We start from the raw sequence: 21,002 nt of genomic DNA, 5'->3' as shown, positions 1-21,002 counted from the left end.
CCGCTACCACACCCGCGCGGAGCTGATCCTTCCGCGCCCCCGCACCTGGCCGGATCCCGCGCCCGGACGCCCGCATTCCGGACGGCGCCGGGCGTGGACAGCCGACGGCCCCCGGGAGATGGTCTGTCCCGAGGGCCGCCGGCGCCGCCCCGCCCGTCACCCCACCAGACTCTCCCGCCAAGCCCGGTGCAGGCCCGCGTAGCGGCCGTCCGCGGCGGCGACCAGGTCCTGCGGGGAGCCGTCCTCGACGACGCGGCCGTGCTCCATCACCAGCACCCGGTCGGCGATCTCCACCGTGGAGAGCCGGTGGGCGATCACCAGGGCGGTGCGCCCGTGCAGCACGGTGTCCATGGCCCGCTGCACCGCCCGCTCGCCCGGGATGTCCAGCGAGCTGGTGGCCTCGTCCAGGATCAGCACCCCGGGGTCGGCGAGCAGCGCCCGCGCGAAGGCCACCAGTTGGCGCTGGCCGGCGGAGATGCGGCCGCCCCGGCGGCGTACGTCGGTGTCGTAGCCGTCCGGGAGCGAGGCGATGAACTCGTGCGCGCCGATGGCCCGGGCGGCCTGCTCGATCTCCTCCCGGGTGGCGTCGGGCCTGCCGATGGCGATGTTCTCGGCGACCGTCCCGGAGAACAGGAACGCCTCCTGGGTCACCATCACCACGCCGCGCCGCAGTTCGGGCACGGCCAGGTCCCTCAGGTCCACGCCGTCCAGCAGCACCCGCCCGCCGGTCGGGTCGTAGAAGCGGGCCAGCAGCTTCGCCAATGTCGACTTGCCCGCGCCGGTCGAGCCCACCACCGCCACCGTCTGGCCCGCCGGAATCGTCAGGTCGAAGCGGGGCAGCACCTCGCCGCCGGTCCGGTAGGCGAAGCTCGCGGCCTCGAAGACCACCCGCCGGCCGGGCGTCTCGGCCGGGACGGGCGGCAGCTCGCGGGCGGAGACCGGCTCCGGCACGGACGGCGACTGGGCCAGCAGACCGGCGATCTTCGCCAGCGAGGCCGCCGCCGACTCCCAGGAGTTGAGGAACATCGCCAACCGGTCGATCGGGTCGTACAGCCGCCGGACGTACAGCACCGCCGCCGCCAGCACCCCGAGCGCCAGCGTGCCGTCCGCCACCCGCCAGGCCCCCCACAGCACCATCAGGGCCACCGCCGTGTTGGCGATCAGCCGGGAGCCCACCACATAGCGGGCCATCTCCAGGATGGCGTCGCCGTTGCGCCGCTCGTGGACGCGGTTCAGCCGGCCGAAGCGCTCCTCGTTGGCCCGCTCCCGGCGGAACGCCTTCACCGGCCGGATGCCGTTGACCGTCTCGGCCAGCCGCACGATCACCGCCGCGATCGCCGTCGAGCGGGCGCTGAACGCCACCTCCGCCCGCCGCCGGTAGAGCTGCACCAGCAGGTACAGCGGCACGAACGACGCCACCGCGACCGCGCCGATCCCCACGTCCAGCCAGAGCAGCATGGCCGCGATGGCGACGAACGACAGCACCACGCTCAGCAGTTCCTGGAGGCCCTCGCTCAGCAGCTCGCGCAGCGACTCGACGTCGGCCGTGGAGCGGGAGATCAGCCGGCCCGAGGTGTAGCGCTCGTGGAAGTCCACGCTCAGCGCCTGGGCGTGCCGGAAGATCCGGCCCCGCAGGTCCAGCAGCACGTCCTGGCTGACCCGTGCCGCCGCCCGTACGAACGCGTACTGGAACAGCCCCGCGCCCACCGCGCAGAGCGCGAAGCCGGCCCCCACCAGCACCAGCGGCCCGTGGTCGTCGGCCCGCAGCGCCGGGACCGCCCGGTCGATGGCGTACGCCACCAGCAGCGGCCCGGCCTGCACCGCCAGTTGCTGGAGCACCAGCAGCAGCGCGGACACCGCCACCCAGCGGCGGCGCGGCGACAGCAGCGACCGCAGCAGCGCCCCAGTCGCCCCCTCGGGCACCGGCAGCTCGTCCCGGTCGAAGTCGTCGGCCGGCGGCAGGGGCGGCGGCGGTACGGCAGCGCCGGCGCCCGCCGGCGCGACGGCCCCCGCCCCCGTCGCCCTCTTCGTATCCGTACCCGCTTCCGTGCTCGTATCCGTGTCGGTCACCGCACGCCCTCCGTCCGCACTCCGCCGGCGGCCCCGGCCACCTCGGCCGTGCCCGACTCCGCGCCCGACATCAGCCAGGCGTACTCCACGCTCTCCCGCAGCAGTTCCTGATGGGTGCCGACCGCGGTGATCCGGCCGCCGGACAGCAGCGCCACCCGGTCGGCCAGCAGCACCGTGGACGGGCGGTGCGCCACCACCAGCGCGGTGGTGTCCCGCAGCACCTCCCGCAGCGCGGCCTCCACCAGCGCCTCGGTGTGCACGTCCAGCGCGGACAGCGGATCGTCCAGCACCAGGAACGCCGGCTGCCCGACCACCGCGCGGGCCAGCGCGAGACGCTGCCGCTGACCGCCCGACAGGGACAGCCCCTGCTCGCCGACCTCCGTCGCCGCGCCCTGCGGGAGATCGTGTACGAAGCCGGCCTGCGCCACCTCGAGCGCCCGCCGCAACTCCGCCTCGCCCGCGCCCTCGGCGCCCATCAGCACGTTCTCCGCGACCGTCGCCGAGAACAGGGTGGGCTCCTCGAACGCCACCGCCACCAGCGAGCGAAGCTTCTCCCGCTCCATCGCGGTGACGTCCTCGCCGTCCAGCAGGACGCGGCCGGCCGACAGCTCGTGCAGCCGGGACACCAGTGCGGTCAGCGTGGTCTTGCCCGACCCGGTCGCCCCGACCAGCGCCATCGTCTCGCCCGGCCGGATGTGCAGATCGACGCTGGCCAGCACCGGCGGGGCGTCCGCGGGCGCGTCCGGATACCGGAAGACGACGTTGTCAAAGCGCAGCCCGCCCTCGCCCTCCGGACCGGCCGCGGCTCCGGCGGCCGTGTCCTGCGCGTCCTCCTCCGCCTCGTCCATCACCTCGAAGAACCGGTCCGCCGCGGTGGCGGTGTCCTGGCTGATGGCGAGCAGGAAGCCGATCGACTCCACCGGCCAGCGCAGCGCCAGCGCCAGCGACAGGAACGCCACCAGGGTGCCCGCCGACAGCCCGCCGTCCGCGACCCGCAGCGAGCCGAGCACCAGGGCCGCGCCGATCGCCAGCTCCGGTACGAAAGTGATGACCGTCCAGATCCACGCCAGCAGCTTCGCCTTGCGCAACTCGGTGGAGCGCAGCCGCCCGGCCAGCGCCCGGAACGTCTCGGCCTGGCTGCGGTGCCGGCCGAAGCCCTTGACCACCCGGATGCCGAGGACGCTCTCCTCCACCAGCGTGGTCAGGTCGCCCACCTGGTCCTGCGCCCGGCGGGCCACCGTCGAGTACCGCGTCTCGAACATCGACGACGCCACGACCAGCGGGATCGCGGGCGCCAGCAGCACCAGCCCCAGCACCCAGTCCTGCATCAGCAGCAGCACGCAGCCGATGAGGATCGTCACCCCGTTGACGAAGAGGAACGTCATGGGGAAGGCGAAGAACAGCCGGATGAGGGAGAGGTCGGTGGTCGCCCGGGACAGCAACTGCCCCGACGCCCAGCGGTCGTGGAAGGCGATCGGCAGCCGCTGCATCCTGGCGTACAGCGCACCGCGCATCGACGCCTCGACCGACGCCAGCGGCCGCGCCACCAGCCACCGCCGCAGCCCGAACAGCACCGCCTCCGCGATCCCGAGCAGCAGCACCGCCAGCGCGCCGAGCCACACCCCGTCCGGGTCCCCGTCCGCCACCGGCCCGTCCACCAGCCACTTCAGCACCAGCGGGATGAGCAGGCTCAGCAACGACGCCGCCACCGCCACCCCCGCCGCCGTCCCGATCCGCCCCCGCACCGGCCGCAGATACGGCCACAACCGCAGCAGCGAACGGACGGCGGACCGCTTGGCGGCCTGGGGCGCGGTGGGGGAGTGTGAGGTGGCCATCAGGAGTGAGCCTACGGTTCGCCACTGACAGCCCTCATGTGGTTTTCGGTCGGGTGGGGAGACGTGTGGTTCCTCGGGTCAAGGTCCGAACGGGATCGCTCGGGTCTGTGCGAACGACCGGCCACACGACCCGTGAGTGACTGGCGTCACATGGAAGATCCGGCATTGGTGCACGCTTGTCCGAATTGCTCTCCGTTGACCATGCGCAGCCGAGCGTATTGGTTGTTCCCGTGAGGCGACTGTGGATCGTTTGTGAGCCAAGTGTGATGAGAGTGCGGACTCCGGGCCGGGGGCTGATGCGGGCCGCCGGGGTGGTGCTCGGCATTGCCGTGACGCTCGGGACCGTGCCGTCCACCGTCGGCCACGCGGCTCAGGCGTCCGTGACGCCCCCGCAGCGGGGCACCGCCACGCAGCCCGAGGCTCCCGGTGAACTCACCGAGGCAGCGGCGATGGCCAAGGCGGCGCGCACGGGGGAGCCCGTCGAGATCACCGCACTCCGTGCCGAGACACGCGAGGTGTTCGCGACTGGGGACGGCAACCTCGAAGCGCGCGAGTACCTGCGCCCGGTGTGGACCCGTGCCGACGGCGTGTGGAAGCACGTCGACACCGACCTGGTAACCACTCACGAGGGCACGGTCGCTCCCACGGCGTCGACGGTGGAGATGGAGTTCTCCGGGGGCGGAAGCGCGCCACTCGTGCGGATGGAACGTGCCGGGCGTGAACTCAGCCTGTCGTGGCCGACGCCGCTTCCCGAGCCGCACCTTGAAGGCCCGACGGCTACGTACCCCTCCGTGCTGCCGGACGTGGACCTGCGGATGACGGCCCAGGAAGACGGCTACACCCAACTGCTCGTGGTGAAGACCGCCCAGGCCGCGGCGAATCCGGAGCTGGCCGAGCTCCGCCTCGAGCTGTCCGCGCGGAAGCTCGACGTCCAGGTGACGGACGAGGGCGGGCTGCGAGCGGTCGACCCGGGTGCACAGAGCGCGGTGTTCGAAGCACCGAAGCCTGTGATGTGGGACTCCAGCCCGGGCCCGGGCTCCGAGACGCCCGTCCAGCCCGGCAAGGCGGTGGCGAAGCGTTCGACCGCGAGCGTACAGCGCGGCCCGGAGACCACCCCGCTCGCCGGTGACGAACCCGGTGCAGGAGAGTCGGGAAAGCTGGCTCCCGTGGGGGTCGAAGTGCCGGCGGGGCAGAACGAGCTGGTGCTGAGGCCGGACGCGGATGTGCTGTCGTCGGACGACACCACCTACCCCGTCTACATCGATCCGCAGTGGTACACGCCGCGCAACACGGCCTGGACGATGGCCTCGAAGTACTGGGCGTCGGCGCCGCAGTGGAAGTTCAACGGTGATCCCGATGCCGGGATGGGCTACTGCAACTGGAACTACTGCGCCCCCCACGACACGAAGCGACTCTTCTACCAGGTCCCCGTGTCGACGTTCGCCGGCAAGTCGGTCCTCTCGGCGGAGTTCGTCGTCCGCAACACCTGGTCGGCCTCCTGCTCGGCCCGCTCGGTGGAGTTGTGGCAGACCAAGGGCATCTCGGCATCGACCACGTGGAACAGCCAGAACGCTTCCGGTTTCTGGATCAAGGAGCTCGCATCCGCCTCGTTCGCCCACGGTTTCACGGGCTGTACGGCCAAGGACGCCGAATTCGACGTCAGGTCGGCCGTCCAGTCCGCCGCGAACAGCAAGAGCTCGACGATGACGTTCGGCCTGCGCGCGGCGAGCGAGTCCGACGGCTATGCCTGGAAGCGCTTCTCCGACAAGGCGTACCTCCGGGTGAAGTACAACCGGCCCCCGGCCCAGATCGCGATGTCCCAGCTCACGATGGAGTACGGCGGAACCTGCAAGACGCCCGCGGCGGCGGCCCGTGTGCGCAGCCTGGGCAAGATCTACGCCAACAATGTCACCGACCCCGACGGGGACGACGTAGCCGTGGAGTTCGAGGCCCAGTGGGACGCCGGAGACGGCAAGGGAACCATCACCCGCTGGAAGCCGGCCCGCACCTCGTACAAGAAGTCAGGCTCCGACTTCCTCCTGAGCCTGCCGGCCTCCATACCGCAGAACAGGCAGATCAGCTGGTTCGTCCGCAGCTACGACGGAGCCCAGCACTCACCGTGGTCGTCTTCGGGCTCGGCGACCGGTTGCTACTTCGTCTACGACACCAGCGTCCCGAAGGCGCCGGCGATCACTTCCGGGGACTACCCGGCTTCCGACCCCGAGGACCCGAACGACCCCTGGTACGACGGTGTGGGCAAGTACGGCGCCTTCACTCTCAAGGCCGCCGACAATGACGTGACCACGTACTGGTACGGCATCAACGGCGACCCGACCTCCAAGAACGCCGTCACCACGTCTGCCGGCGCCGCGAAGAGCATCCGTCTCCTGCCCGCCAAGCCCGGGCTGAGCTTCGTCACCGCGCGCGCGTTCGACCAGGCGGGCAACGGCGGTGAGATCCGTACGTATCGCTTCAGGGTCAGGGCGGGACAGCCGGAACGGGCCGTATGGGAGCTCGACGAGGCCGCTGGCGCCACCCAGGCAGGCGGGACTTCCGGAGCCCGGACCGCAACTCTTTACGGCGGCGCCGCCAACGGAGTGCCGGGCAAGCAGGGCACCGCCCTCCACGTGGACGGCAGCAGCGGGTACGCGGCGACCGACATCCCCACCGTCGACACCGCGGGCGGCTTCAGTGTCTCCGCGTGGGTCAAGCTCGACAAGATGCCCACCGACGCCGCCGTCGTGGCGGCCCAGCCCGGCAACTTCTCACCGGGCTTCGAGCTCTACTACTCCCTGGGTTACAACCGCTGGGTCTTCAACCAGTACACCTCCGACACCGCCGGCGCACCGATCGTCCGGGCCATGGCCCCGCAGGCTGGCGGAGCGACCGCGAACACCTGGACACACCTGGTGGGTGTCCACGACAACGCGTCCAAGCAACTGCTGCTGTACGTCAACGGAGTCCTGGCCGGTTCCACGCCGTACACGACACCCTGGGACGCACGCCGTGGGCTCCAGATCGGGGCGGCGAACCTCAACGGGCAGGTCACCAACCACTTCCCCGGTGCGATCGACGAGCTCCGCATCTTCGACCGGCCCGTCAGCGCCACGGAGGTCGGCCGGCTGCACCGCCTGGAAGGGATCGGTGCCGGGCGCACCGCTCGCGCGGTCTTCCCACTCGATGAGCCGGCCGGTGGCACCGAGGTCACCGGACGCGCCGAGACCCAGCCGCTGAAGCTCGCCGGCAACGCCCGACTCGGCTCGACCGGAGCGGCCGGCAGGGCGCTGCAACTGGACGGTGACGGTGACTACGCCCACGGCGTCGCGCCGCACACCGACACGCAGCGTCCGTTCACCGTCTCCTCCTGGGTCAGGCTCGACCGCCTCCCCGGGCAGGCGGCCACGATCGTCTCGCAGTCGGGGAAGAACCGGCCCGGGTTCGAACTGCACTATTCCAAGACCTACAACCGCTGGGCGTTCGGCCAGTACTCCGGTGACGTCCCCGACGCCACCCCGATCCGCGCCCTTCAACCGGATGGAACCAGCGCACGGGTGGGCGAGTGGGTGCACTTGGTCGGCGTCCACGATGCGGTGGAGCAGACACTCACCCTGTACGTCAACGGAGCCAAGGCCGGAAGCATCTCCCAGACGAAGCCCTGGTACTCCGGCGGCCGCATTCAGGTGGGCGCGCTGAGCATCGAGAACGCCCAGCTCATCCAGTACTTCCCCGGCCAGATCGACGACATCCGACTCTACGACCGGCCCGTGTCGGCCGAGGAGGTGCAGCAGCTGTTCCGGCAGCGGCCCCTCGTCAAGGCGCGTTGGAAGTTCGAGACGGCCACCTCCACCACACCGCAGACCACCCCCGACGCCTCCACGACCGGTGCCGGCCTGGGTCTCCACAACGGTGCCAAGCTCGGTTCGGGCTGGGTCGACGGCGGGCTCGAACTGGACGGCGTGGACGACTACGCGGCGACTGCGAACAACGTCGTGCCCGTCGACACCTCAGGCAGCTTCACCGTCTCGGCCTTCGCGCAGGCGGCCGCGGCCCCGACCCGCCCCGCCGCGCTGATCAGCGCACCCGGTGCGAACCGAAGCGCCTTCGAGGTCGCGTATGTCCCCAGCACCACGCCGGCGACCGACGGAGGCCGGTGGCGGATCACCACGCGGTCCGCCGACGCGGCCACGGCCACCGTCACGGAGGTCGACAACGGCCAGTTCCACGGCCCGGAGGATTGGACCCACCTCGCCCTGGTCTACGACGGCTTCGCCCGTGATCTGCGGCTCTACGTCAACGGCGAGCTGGAGCAGGTGGCGTGCGTCGACGGTGACGGCGGTGCTGTCCCGGACTGCGCGGAGCGGGTCTCCCACGCCGAGAACGTACTGACCTACAAGGCCGCCCAGGGCCTCCAGATCGGCCGGACCAAGACCGGCACCACGACCTGGGGCGCCCATTGGCCGGGCTCCGTGTCGGATGTGTGGCTCTTCCAGGGCGCACTCGGTGAGGCGAGCATCGCCCATCTCGCCCTCGGCGTCCCCGGTCGCGCCACCGCCGTCCCCGGCAACGACTGACCACCACCGCGACCCCGGAGACCATGCCGGGGCCGCTCCTTCCCCTCCGCTCAGCCGGCCCCGGCACCCACCGGCGGCCGGTGACGCGCACCACTGACGGACTCGCTCGACGAAGGACGAGGATGAACGGTAGTAAGCGGACGCGAGTCCGGGCCCTGCGCCGGCGCATCGCCATGGCTTCGGCCATGGCTGTGATCAGCACACTGGTCCAGGTAGTGGTCCAACCCTCCACCGTGGCCGCCGATCGCGGCACAGGCCGGCCCGACCTGCCGGTGTCGGAGAAGCCGGTCGCGGTGTCCGCGGTCCCGGTCGTTCCGCGCCCGACCGCGCAGGGTCCACGGGCTACCCCGCCTGCCGCCTGGCCGACGGCGGGCACGGCGACCGTCGCGCCGCCGAAGAAGGCCTCGTCCCTCACCCGGGCCGGGAAGCTGCCCATCGCGGTCGGCGGCCCCGGCCAGACGACAGCCGTGCGCACTCGCCTGTTCGACCGTGACACCGCGCGGCGGGCCGGAGTCGACGGCCCCGTGTTCACGCTGAAAGCCACCGGAGCGGGCAAGCCGAAGGCCCCGGTACGCGCCCGGCTCGACTACTCCGCCTTCGCCGGGGCCTTCGGCGGCGACTACGCCAACCGGCTGAAGCTGGTGCAGCTCCCCGCCTGTGCCCTGACCACACCCGAGAAGGCCGCTTGCCGGTCAACGACTCCGGTCGAGACGGTCAACGACACGGAGGGCAGGACCCTCACCGCGGCCCGCGTCGCTCTGGAGCCCGCCCGGGCCACCATCCTGGCAGCCGTCGCCGACGACGCGAGCATGGGTGGCGACTACAAGGCCACGCCGCTCTCCCCGTCGGCACAGTGGAGCACCAGCCTCAACACGGGTGACTTCTCCTGGTCGTACGCGATGAACGTGCCCGACGTCCCCGGCGGACTGACCCCCAGTGTCGGTCTGTCGTACTCGTCGGGGTCACTCGACGGACGCACCGGCAACAGCAACAACCAGGGCTCCTGGGTCGGTGACGGCTTCGACCTCTGGCCCGGCTTCATCGAGCGGCGCTACAAGTCATGCGTCGACGACGGCGTCGAGCGACCCGACGGAGGCAAGCCGGGTGACCTGTGCTGGGCTTACGACAACGCGTTCATCTCCTTCAACGGCAAGGGCGGTGAGCTGGTTCCCACCGGCACCGACACCTTCCGGCTGCGGGACGACGACGGCACGAAGATCCAGCGCGTGCACGGCTCCGCCTCGGACGTCCGGGGCAACGGCGCCCGTAACGACGAGTACTGGAAGGTGACGACCCCCGACGGCTTCCAGTACCACTTCGGCTACCACCGGCTGCCGGGCTGGACGGAAGGCAAGGAGACCACAGACTCCGCCTGGACCGCACCCGTCTTCGGCGACGACGCCGGCGAGCCGTGCCATGCCTCCACCTTCGCCGCCTCGTGGTGCCAGCAGGGCTGGCGCTGGAACCTCGACTACGTCGTCGACCCGCACGGCAACGCGATCGCGTACTACTACGACAAGGAGTCGAACTCCTACGGCCGCAACCTCGACGAGAAGGCCAACACCCGTTATGTACGCGGCGGCTTCCTCGACCGGATCGAGTACGGTCTGCGCTCCTCCACCGTGTACTCGGCGCAGCCCCTGGCGAAGGTCGACTTCACGGGCAGCGAGCGGTGCCTCCCCGATGCGGCCACCACCTGTACCGACATCGGCAAGAACGCACGCAACTGGTACGACACGCCCTGGGACCTGAACTGCGACGCCGGCGCGACCTGCGACCAAGGCCGGCTGGCACCGGTGTTCTTCACCCGCCAGCGACTCACCTCGGTCACCACCCAGGTCCTGAAGGGCGCCGCCTACGCCGACGTCGACTCGTGGAAGCTGGGCCACCGCTGGGGCATGGCCGACACCGACTACCAGCTCCTGCTGACCTCCATACAGAGGACGGGGCACACCGGCGCCCCGGCCATCACCCTTCCGAAGACCACCTTCGGCTACACCCAGCTCGCCAACCGGCTCGACCGCACCGGTGACGGCTACGCCCCCTTCATCAAGGAGCGTCTCTCCTCCGTCGCCGACGAGGCCGGCGGGCAGATCGACGTCGGGTACTCAGCCCCGGTGTGCGACGCCTCGGCACTGCCGACCCCGCAGACCAACACCACCCGCTGCTTCCCGCAGTACATCGGCGGCAGTTCCAGCGACGACCCCGAGCTGCACTGGTTCAACAAGTACGTCACCTCCAGCGTCACGCTGACCGACCGCACCGGCGGCGCCCCGGACCAGGTCACCGCCTACGACTACCTGGACGGCGCGGCCTGGCACTACGACGACGATGACGGACTGACGAAGGAGAAGTCCAAGACCTGGTCGCAGTGGCGCGGCTACGGGCACGTCCGGGTGAAGACCGGCGGGCAGGGCGGCGCCGCCGCCATGCGGTCCCAGGCCGACACCTACTTCCTGCGGGGCATGGACGGAGACCGGAAGGAGCCCTCCGGCGGGGCCAAGTCCGTCAGCGTCACCCTCGACGCCGGCGAGGGCGACCCGATCACCGACCACGAATCGGCCGCCGGATTCACGTACAAGACCGTGCAGTACTCCGGTCCGGGCGGGAAGGTGCTGTCCAAGACCGTGAGCCGCCCCTGGCATCACGAGACCGCGAAGAAGGTCCGCACCTGGGGTGCCATCACGGCCAACCTCACCGGTACCGCGCAGAGCCGCGCCTGGACCTCACTGGACGACGGCGCGGGCCAGAAGTGGCGGACGACCACTGCATCCAACACCTTCGACACCGTCGCGGGACGCATCACCCAGATCGACGACCGCGGCGACGACGCCACCGCAGCCGACGACAAGTGCACCCGGACCGACTACCCGGCGGCAGGCCCGCTCCTCACGCTGCCCGCACGAGTGGAAGCCGTCGCCAAGCACTGCACCGCCACCACCGAACGCCCCAAGGACGTCATCTCCGACATCCGCACCGCCTACGACGGAAAGGCCTACGACGCCGCCCCAGCCAAGGGCGACGCCACGGCCACGGCCGTCCTCAAGGCGCACGACGGGACCACGGCCACCTACACCGAGACGTCGGCCACCTACGACTCCTACGGCCGCAAGCTCACCGCCAACGACCTCAGCGGCTCCGTCACCGTCAAGTCCGGCGCGCTGACCCGCACCGCTCGAACCGACGGCCGTGTCACCACCACGGCGTACACCCCGGCGACGGGTTTCCCCGCCTCCGCCAAGGTGACCGGGGCGCCGGCCAAGCCCGGAGACAGCACCACCGCCCACAGCGTGACCACCACCAGAGACCCGTTGCGCGGTGTGTCGCTGACCGAAACCGACACCAACGGCAAAGTCGTCAACCGCGCCTACGACGCGCTGGGCCGCTCCACCAAGGTGTGGCTGGCCGACCGCCTGACCGGTGACATCCCCACCTACGAGTTCACCTACCGCGTGACCGAAGGGCAGCCCATCGCCGTCGGCACCAAGACCCTCGGCAACGACGGCGCCCAGGACACCGCCTACACCCTGTACGACGGCTTCCTCCGGCCCCGGCAGACCCAGGCCCCCGGCCCTGGTGGCGGCCGGCTGCTGACCGACACCTTCTACGACGAACGCGGCCTGACCACTAAGGAGTTCCTGCCCTACTACGCCACCACCAAGCCCTCCACCACTCTCGTCAAGCCGGAGGACGCACTCGGCGTCGAGACGCAGAACCGCTACGCCTACGACGGCCTCGGCCGGCAGACCGAGCACCGGCAGATCTTCGGCAACGGCGACGGCGGTCAGGTCCTGGGCACCACCCGCACCCTCCACAGCGGCGACCGCACCACCGTCATCCCGCCGCAGGGCGGCACCGCCACCACCACCCTCACCAACGCCCGTGGCCAGACCACGGAACTGCGCCAGCACCACGAGCGCACCGCCGAGTCCGCGTACGACACCACCCGGTACTCCTTCACCCAGACCGGCGCGGTGGCCAAGGTCACCGACCCCGCGGGCAACGAGTGGACGTACGAGTACGACCTCCTCGGCCAGGCCAAGCAGACCAAGGACCCCGACAAGGGCACCGTCCGCTACACCTATGACGACCGGGGCCGGCTCACCTCCACCACCGACGCCCGCAACACCACGCTCGCCTACGTCTACGACGGCCTCGGCCGCCGGACCGAACTCCGCTCGGGATCGACGACCGGCGCCCTGCGGGCCACATGGACGTACGACACGATCAGCGGCGCCAAGGGCCATGTCGCCGAGTCCACCCGGTACGCCGAGGACGGCCAGGCCTACGTCTCCAAGGTGGTCGGCTACGACCGTCTCTACCGGCCGCTGCGCACCTCTGTCACCATCCCGGACACCCCCGCCAACAAGGGCATCTCCGGTACGCATCTGTCGACCGCCAGCTACAAGGCGTCCGGTCAGATCGCAGGAGTCGGCCTGCCCAAGGCGGGCGCTCTGACGGCCTCCTCCGTCGTCTTCGGCTACGAGGACGCCACGCTGCGTCCCGTCGTGGTGGACGGCCTGAAGGGTCTCAGCGCCACCACGACCTACAGCCTGACCGGCAAGCCGCTCCAGCACCAACTGTCCGACGCGGGCGGCAAGAAGGCCTGGGTCACCAACGACTACGAGCCCGGCACGCAGCGTCTGGCCTACAGCCGAGTCGACCGCGAGGACGTCCCCGGCGTCGACCAGGCGTCCACCTTCCGCTACGACGAGGCGGGCAACGTCCTGTCCGTCTCCGACACCTCGCGCTCCGGCACGGACACCCAGTGCTTCACCTATGACCACCTGCGCCGGCTGACGAAGGCGTGGACCCAGCCCACCGCCGCCTGCGCGGGCTCTCCCAGCGCCTCGGTCCTCGGCGGCCCGGCTCCCTACTGGTCGTCCTACGGCTACGACAAGACCGGCAACCGCACCACGGAGACCCAGCACGACGTCGCCGGCAACACCGCCAAGAACGTCTCCAGCACCTACGCCTACCCGGTCCCCGGTGCGTCCGCCGTCCGCCCGCACGCCCTGAAGTCCGTCACCCGCACCGGCCCGGGCGTCGTCGCCGGCGACACCTACACCTACGACGCCATCGGCAACACCGACACCCGCACCCTGGGCGGCGGCACCTCGCAGGACCTGGACTGGGATGCCGAAGGCCGGCTCACCAAGGTCACCGAGCCGGTCGAGGGCGGTTCACCCAAGGTCAGCGAGTACCTGTACGACGCCGACGGCAACCGGTTGATCGCTCGCACTCCCACCGACACCACGCTGTACCTGGGCGCCACCGAGATCACGGTCGCCAAGGGCACGACGGTCGCCAAGGGCACCCGCTACATCGATCTCGGCGGCGGGCACCAGGCCGTCCAGTCCGACGACGGCAAGGTGTCCTTCACCACCGCCGACCATCACGGCACCGCCCTGCTCGCCATCGACGCCGCCACCCAGCGCCTCAGCCAGCAGCGCAGGCTCCCCTTCGGCGGTGTCCGAGGCCCGGAACCCGCCTCTTGGCCGGGCACCAAGGGCTTCGTCGGCGGTACCGAGGACGCCTCCACCGGCCTGACCCAGCTCGGCGCCCGCTCCTACGACTCGGCGACGGGGCGCTTCCTGTCGGTCGACCCGATCATGGACGCGACCGACCCGCAGCAGATCAACGGCTACGCCTACGCCAACAACAACCCGCTCGCCTTCTCCGATCCCTCCGGCTTGTTCTGCGACGGCTGCAGCGTGAACAACCCGGACACCGCTTGGAAGCCCTCCAACGGACCGGGCTGCACCACTTACGCCTGCTACAAGCCAGGTACCGGCATCGTCGCCTACTACCCGAAGGGCAAGGGCGGAGGCGGCGGAGGCGGCGGAGGCGGTGGCGGTGGAGCCGGCAAGAGTTCCGCCCAGTCGCCGACCAAGACGATCAACATCAAGCAAAAGGGCGGCCAGATCTGGATCGAGAAGGTCCCTGTCCCGTCGGCGGACGAACTTCTCGGCATGTTCCCGCAGTACGACGAGGAAAAGCGGCTGGAAGCCTGGGCGGAACGCAAGTGTTTCGCCGGGGACAAGCAGCTCAACGCGTTCTGCGGTGCCGCCGAGGCTCTCGGCGTCATCGACTACGAACCGAACACCTTCGACCGCATGGTCACCTCGGTAGCCGTCGCACTCGTCGTCCCCGACTTCGATGCCTGGAAGAGCTGCCTGAGTGGTGAAAGTGCCACAGCCTGCGGCACGGCGGCGCTCGACCTTCCCTGGGCACGGGTACTCAAGGGCGTCAAGGCCGTCAAAGCCGCCACGAAGTGCAACAGCTTCGTCCCCGGCACCGAGGTCCTCATGGCGGACGGCACCACCAAGCCCATCGAGGACGTCCGCATAGGTGACCAGGTCCTGGCCACGGACCCAAGGACCGGGGAGACGGTCGTCAAGACGGTGACCGCGGAGATCACCGGCAAGGGCTTGAAGAGCCTGGTCAAGATCACTCTTGCCGTCGACGGCCAGAAGGCCGACATCACCGCGACGGTCGGGCATCCGTTCTGGGTCCCCGGAGCCGGAGTGTGGTTGGACGCCGGCAAGCTGGCACCGGGCCAGGGACTCCTCACCGTCAGCGGCAGCCGCGTCCGGATTATCGGCGTCGCTCGGGAGCAGCGGTCGGCGCTGGTCCACAACCTGACTGTCGCCGATCTGCACACGTACTATGTGCTGGCGGGGGCGACTCCGGTCCTGGTTCACAACTGCAACCTGGGTGGCTATGCCGACAGTGTTCGCAATGAACCTGGGGTGAAGTTTGCCTCCGAGTACACATCTCCTTCAGGTGCGAAGTACTACGGCCGCAATAAGCACGGTCAGCAGGCAGAAGGGCCGTTGGCGGATGCACTCGAACGGGCAGGTCACCATGGAGGGTGCGCGGAGGTGCACTGTCTAATTCAGGCGCAGGCGGCGGAGGGGCCCGAGGCCATCAGGGGCGGAACCATGCGAACGGTAAGGACGCGTAATAACTCCATGCCGACATCGAATACGGATGGGCATGGTGAACCGGCTCACCCCTGCGGCCGTTGTGGCAGACTTCTGGAAGACCTGGAGATCAACTGATGTCCCTGATTCGCTTCGACTCGCTCAGTGAGGATCTGCTTGGGGCGCTTGTTGCGTCCGGATGGAGCGCAGGTCGGAAGGTTGATGCAGGTCAATGGGTGGAGCCGCTGGAGGGTGAAGGGTACCGGTCCCGCCCATTGGCAGAAGAAATTCTCGCGGCGGTGGGAGGGCTCTCCATCGAGCCGGTCAATCGAGTTGGCCCGAACTTCAGTAATGACGAGCCCTTCAATTTCGATCCCATTGCCGCTGGATCAGGGCAGCGTGATCTAGCAACAGAGGTGGAGAGTGTACTCGGTGGGGACTATTTCCCCATCGGCGAATGGCTCAGTTATTCAAGCGTGTTCGTCGAAGCTGGGGGGAGGGTGGTTGCTGCTGGCATGGGTTGGATTTGGGAGCTTGGTTCCACCTTCGAAGACTCCTTGGAGTTGGCAGTCTGCGCGAATCGCCCACTGATCTGCCTGCACTCCGATCCGGGACTCGATCCTTGGCCGAGACCCGATTCTCGTTAGTGAATCTCGACCGCTTAGAGCTTCGTCTAGCGGGGCTTCTGGCCGGTTGACGGCAGTAGTTGACGGCAACGGCGGCGGACACCCAGGTGTCCGCCGCCGTTGCCGTGCGTATGTCAGGAGTGGTCGAGGGCAAGGCCGAGGGAGTCGATGGCGTCTGGCTGGAGGCGGAGTCGGACGTGGGCTGCCTGCGCGGAGGTGAACGAGTGCGCTTCGTGCTGCCACGTGGTGCCCGCGGCCTCGCGCTTCTGCTGTTCGTGGTGATGCTTCAGCGGCAGCAACTGCGGCGTCGCCCGTAACGAGAAGGGGCAGTTCACATCTGGGGAAAATGTGGATGCGGCCCGTGAGCGGCAAACACATTTGAACTACAGGAATGCTCTGGGGGCTGAGTACGACTTCGAAGTCACTCTTCCGAGCGGCTCCGGCCTGATGCAGTCGACTGGAAGAACCGTGTTGTGCGTGAGCTGAAGTCGGACGCGAAAAGCAGCTAGGTAACGGGGCAGCGGCAGTTGCAGAAGTACGTCGCCGAGTTGGAGGACATGACCGGTCAGAGCTGTACTGGCCATCTCGATACGTATAAGAGGTTCGGCTGATGGTTGACTCGATTTCTCGGAGTGCTGGTTTTGTCGGGATTGATCAGCGCCGACGGCAGTAGTTGACGGCAACGGCGGCGAATACCACAGGGGTTCGCCGCCGTTGCCGTGCGCCCGTGCGCGGGGCCAGGGGTGATTGAGGGCGTTGCCGAGGGCGGTCATGGCCTCGCGTTGAAGGCGGAGGCGTGGCCCCGCCCCCGCCCTACTCCCGCACCCTCAGCAGCAGCATCGAGCGGGGCGGGACGGTGAGGGGGAGGCCGGCCTCGTGGACGGTGGCAGGGGCGGTGGACTGGTCTTCGGCGGCGGTGTCGACGACGAGTTCGTAGGAGCGGGCCCAGGGGGCGCCGGGGAGGTGGAAGGCGATCGGGTCGGCGCCGGCGTGCAGGACGGCGAGGAAGCTGTCGTCGGTGACCGGCTCGCCGGTGGCGTCGCGGCCGGGGATGTCGCGGCCGGAGAGGTACATGGCGAGGGTGGCGGTCGGGGCCCACCAGTCGGCCTCGGTCATCTCGGTGCCGTCGGGGGTGAACCAGGCCAGGTCGCGCAGCCCGTCCACGGCCTGCGGACGGCCGGAGAAGTGGACCCGGCGGCGCAGTACGGGGTGGGCGTGGCGCAGGGCGAGGAGGCGGGTGGTGAGGTCGAGGAGGGCGCGGCGGCCCTCGTCGTCCGGCAGCGACCAGTCGAGCCAACCGGTCGCGTTGTCCTGGCAGTAGGCGTTGTTGTTGCCGCCCTGGGTGCGGCCCATCTCGTCGCCGGCGACCAGCATCGGGACGCCGGTGGAGAGGAGGAGGGTGGTGAGGTGGTTGCGGATCTGGCGCAGGCGCAGGGTGTTGATCGCGGGGTCGGCGGTCTCGCCCTCGGCGCCGCAGTTCCAGGAGCGGTTGTCGTTGGTGCCGTCCCGGTTGCCCTCGCCGTTGGCCTCGTTGTGCTTCTGCTCGTAGGAGACCAGGTCGCGCAGGGTGAAGCCGTCGTGCGCGGTGACGAAGTTGACCGAGGCGTAGGGGCGGCGGCCGCCCCAGGCGTACAGGTCGCTGGAGCCGGAGAGGCGGTAGCCCAGGTCGCGGACGTCGGGCAGAGCGCCGCGCCAGAAGTCCCGTACCGCGTCCCGGTAGCGGTCGTTCCACTCGGCCCACAGGGGAGGGAAGGCGCCGACCTGGTAGCCGCCGCTGCCGACGTCCCAGGGCTCGGCGATGAGTTTCACCCGGCGCAGCACGGGGTCCTGGGCGATGACGGCGAGGAAGGGGGAGAGCATGTCGACGTCGTGCATGGAGCGGGCGAGGGCCGCGGCCAGGTCGAAGCGGAAGCCGTCCACGCCCATCTCGGTCACCCAGTAGCGCAGCGAGTCGGTGATCAGGCGCAGGACGTGGGGCTGGACGACGTGCAGGGTGTTGCCGCAGCCGGTGTAGTCGGCGTACCGGCGGGCGTCGCCCTGGAGCCGGTAGTAGCCGCGGTTGTCGATGCCGCGCAGTGACAGCATCGGGCCCAGCTCGCCCGCCTCGGCGGTGTGGTTGTAGACCACGTCGAGGATGACCTCGATGCCGGCCGCGTGCAGCGCCTTCACCATCCGCTTGAACTCGCCGACCTGCTCGCCGGTGGTGCCGGACGCGCTGTAGGCGGCGTGCGGGGCGAAGTAGCCGATGGAGTTGTAGCCCCAGTGGTTGCGCAGACCGCGGCGCAGCAGGTGGTCCTCGTGGGCGAACTGGTGCACGGGGAGCAGCTCGACGGCGGTCACGCCGAGGCGGGTGAGGTGCTCGACCGCCGCCGGGTGGGCGAGGCCGGCGTAGGTCCCGCGCAGGTGCTCGGGGATGCCGGGGTGGGCCATGGTGAAGCCGCGGACGTGCAGCTCGTAGATGACGGAGTCGGCCCACGGCGTCTTGGGGCGGCGGTCGTCGGACCAGTCGTCGTCGTCGTGGACGACCACGCCCTTGGGGACGTACGGGGCGGAGTCGCGGGTATCCCGCACGGTGTCGGCGACATGCTGCTCGGGCCAGTCGCGGACGTGCCCGTACACCTCCGGCGGCAGCCGGAAGTCGCCGTCCACCGCCCGCGCGTACGGGTCGAGCAGCAGCTTCGCCGGGTTCCAGCGGGCCCCCGTCCACGGGTCCCAGCGGCCGTGCACCCGGAAGCCGTAGCGCTGCCCGGGCCGCACCCCGGGCACGAAGCCGTGCCAGATCTGGTGGGTCAGCTCGGTCAGCGGCAGCCGGGTCTCGGCGCCGTCCGCGGCGAACAGGCACAGCTCCACCGCCTCCGCGCCGCCCGCCCACAGGGCGAAGTTGACGCCCGCCGTGCCGCCGGGTCCGGCCCTGAACCGGGCCCCCAGCGGGGTGGGCGCGCCCGGCCACACCGGGAGCGGCGGCGCACCCGGCCGGGCCGCGGACACGTCGGGCCCCAGGGCCCGTGCTCCCGACGCCGCGGGGCCGACGCGCGGCGTCGCGTCTCCCGCCACGCGCTGCACTGCCTGCTGTTCGGCTGCGCTCGACACTGCCCGCCTCCTGCGGCTCATACGGACGGGCGTGCGCGGGAGGCGCGGCGTCCCTGCCGCGCCTCCCGCACCCGCCTCTTTCCGAGCTGTGGTCCTGGTGCCTTCGTCGGTGCCTTCGTCGGTGCCTTGGCCGGTGCCTTCGCCGATCGGGTGGTTCCGGCGGCGTTCCTCCGGTGTTTCCCTGTGTTCTGCCCGAACGGCCAGGGCTCCCAACATCCGCCGGGGTCACGTTTCCCCCGCCGGAGAGTCCTCGTTGGGCGGGCATGAGACGACTGTGGACGAGGGCGGGGCTGCTGGCCGCCGCCGTGGCGCTGGCGGGCTGCACCCACGACGGAGGCTGGGACCTGGATGCGGGCGGGGCGAAGGGGCGCGCGGCGGACGACGCCATCCGGGTGGTTCCGGCCGACCGGGCCGCCGGGGTCGCCCCGGACGACCGGCTGGAGGTACGGGTGCCCAGCGGCCGGCTGGAGCGGGTGCGGGTGGTGCGGGTGAGCGACGCCCGGCCGGTCGCGGTGCCCGGCCGGGTCAGCGAGGACGGGCTGCGCTGGCGCCCCGCGCCGGGCACCAGGCTGGCCACCGCCGCCGCCTACCGGGTGGAGGCGGTGGCGCTGGACGGGCACGGCCGCCGCTCGGCCCGGCACACCACGTTCACCACCGCCGTGCCCGGGCAGCGGTTCGTCGCGTACGCCAAGCCCGAGCACCGCTCCACCGTCGGCACCGGCATGATCGTCTCGCTGACCTTCAGCCATCCGGTCCGCGACCGGGCGGCCGTGGAGCGGGCCGTCCGGGTGACCTCCCGGCCGGCCGTGGAGGTGGCCGGGCATTGGTTCGGCGACGACCGGCTGGACCTGCGGCCGCGCGAGTTCTGGCGGCCCGGCACGGAGGTGGCGGTGGACCTGCGGTTGCGGGACGTCGAGGGCGCGCCCGGCGTGTACGGCATCCAGGACAAGCGGATCGCGTTCACCGTCGGCCGCTCGCAGACCGCGAAGGTCGACGCGCAGCGGCACACCATGGAGGTGCGGCGGGACGGCGAGTTGCTGGCCACCGTGCCGATCACCGCGGGCGCGGCGAAGAACACGACGTACAACGGGCGGATGGTGGTCACCGAGCTGTACGAGGTGACCCGGATGAACGGGGCGACGGTCGGCTTCAAGGACGCCGACGGCAAGGGGGAGTACGACATCAAGGACGTGCCGCACGCCATGCGGCTCACCGACTCGGGCACCTTTCTGCACGGCAACTACTGGGAGCGGCCGGCGGTGTTCGGCTCGGCCAATGTCAGCCACGGCTGCGTGGGCCTGCGCGACGTGAAGGGCGGCAGCTCCGACGCCCCGGCCGGCTGGTTCTTCGACCGGACCCTGGTCGGGGACGTGGTGGAGGTGGTCAACTCCGCCGACCACACGGTCGACCCGGCGAACGGGCTGGGCGGCTGGAACCTCGACTGGACCGCCTGGAAGGCCGGTTCGGCGCTGCGCTGACCCGGCCCGGCCGGGCCTTCCCGCCGGCCGCGCCCCGGGGGCCTCTTCCGCCTGCCGAGCCCCTGGGGCCCCGGGCTGCCGGCCCCGTGCGTGGTCCGTGTCCGTCGCGGACACATTCGGGACTGAACGGTGACATGCGCGCACTCAACGCGTAGCTCGCGGTGTGATTATCTATCGCCAAGCGTGCGCATCTGAGCACGCTGTAGTGCGGGCCTGGGGACCGGGCCGTGCGAGGGGAGAACACCGAAGTGAACGGGCTGCCGATATCCGGTGTGTCGGCCGGGGCGGGTACGGGGCGAGCGGGCAGGGGTCTGCTCGCGGTGCTGCTGGGGGCGTTGCTGCTGCTGGTGACGGCGTGCGGCGGGCCGGACTCCGGCCCCGGCGACGGGGGCGGGGAGGGCAAGGG

The 21,002-nt window shown here is 70.6% G+C and carries 8 protein-coding genes; 4 read left to right on the top strand and 4 right to left on the bottom strand.

Translation table 11 applies throughout. The features are described 5' to 3' along the window. Window positions 1-156 precede the first annotated feature (156 nt). Complete coding sequence (locus tag C6N75_RS06700; protein WP_105867920.1) at window positions 157-1,962, bottom strand: ABC transporter ATP-binding protein; 1,806 nt, start codon at window positions 1,960-1,962, stop codon at window positions 157-159. A gap of 104 nt (window positions 1,963-2,066) precedes the next feature. Continuing rightward, window positions 2,067-3,905 carry an ABC transporter ATP-binding protein gene (locus tag C6N75_RS06695; protein WP_105867919.1) on the bottom strand — a complete coding sequence of 613 codons (1,839 nt, stop codon included), beginning with the start codon at window positions 3,903-3,905 and terminating at the stop codon, window positions 2,067-2,069. A 449-nt stretch (window positions 3,906-4,354) separates the two neighbouring features. Between C6N75_RS06695 and C6N75_RS06690 the strand changes: the two genes are divergently transcribed. The 3 genes from C6N75_RS06690 to C6N75_RS06680 all read left to right on the top strand — a co-directional run bounded on the left by C6N75_RS06690 (window position 4,355) and on the right by C6N75_RS06680 (window position 16,049). Then, window positions 4,355-8,476: a LamG-like jellyroll fold domain-containing protein gene (locus C6N75_RS06690; RefSeq protein ID WP_258177266.1), complete on the top strand. Its 4,122-nt coding sequence runs from the start codon at window positions 4,355-4,357 to the stop codon at window positions 8,474-8,476. Between the two features lie 173 nt (window positions 8,477-8,649). After that, on the top strand, window positions 8,650-15,540 hold the full coding sequence (locus C6N75_RS06685) for a polymorphic toxin-type HINT domain-containing protein (RefSeq protein ID WP_407703200.1): 6,891 nt from the start codon (window positions 8,650-8,652) through the stop codon (window positions 15,538-15,540). Then, window positions 15,540-16,049 carry an SUKH-3 domain-containing protein gene (locus C6N75_RS06680; protein WP_105867916.1) on the top strand — a complete coding sequence of 170 codons (510 nt, stop codon included), beginning with the start codon at window positions 15,540-15,542 and terminating at the stop codon, window positions 16,047-16,049. The genes C6N75_RS06685 and C6N75_RS06680 overlap by 1 nt, the downstream gene beginning before the upstream one ends. A gap of 113 nt (window positions 16,050-16,162) precedes the next feature. Here C6N75_RS06680 and C6N75_RS30100 read toward each other — a convergent pair whose 3' ends face one another. Both C6N75_RS30100 and glgX read right to left on the bottom strand, forming a co-directional pair. Next, window positions 16,163-16,363 carry a hypothetical protein gene (locus tag C6N75_RS30100; RefSeq protein WP_146132499.1) on the bottom strand — a complete coding sequence of 67 codons (201 nt, stop codon included), beginning with the start codon at window positions 16,361-16,363 and terminating at the stop codon, window positions 16,163-16,165. A gap of 478 nt (window positions 16,364-16,841) precedes the next feature. Continuing rightward, window positions 16,842-19,118 carry a glycogen debranching protein GlgX gene (gene glgX / locus C6N75_RS06675; protein WP_256104066.1) on the bottom strand — a complete coding sequence of 759 codons (2,277 nt, stop codon included), beginning with the start codon at window positions 19,116-19,118 and terminating at the stop codon, window positions 16,842-16,844. A 263-nt stretch (window positions 19,119-19,381) separates the two neighbouring features. On the opposite strand from glgX, the gene C6N75_RS06670 reads away from it, so the two are divergent. Further along, window positions 19,382-20,596: a L,D-transpeptidase gene (locus C6N75_RS06670; RefSeq protein ID WP_105867914.1), complete on the top strand. Its 1,215-nt coding sequence runs from the start codon at window positions 19,382-19,384 to the stop codon at window positions 20,594-20,596. Window positions 20,597-21,002: the final 406 nt, after the last annotated feature.

It is taken from the genome of Streptomyces solincola (assembly GCF_002982015.1).
Lineage (GTDB): Bacteria > Actinomycetota > Actinomycetes > Streptomycetales > Streptomycetaceae > Streptomyces > Streptomyces solincola.
Note: the sequence above shows the minus strand (reverse complement) of the source record. Positions and strands in the feature narration are given on the sequence as shown.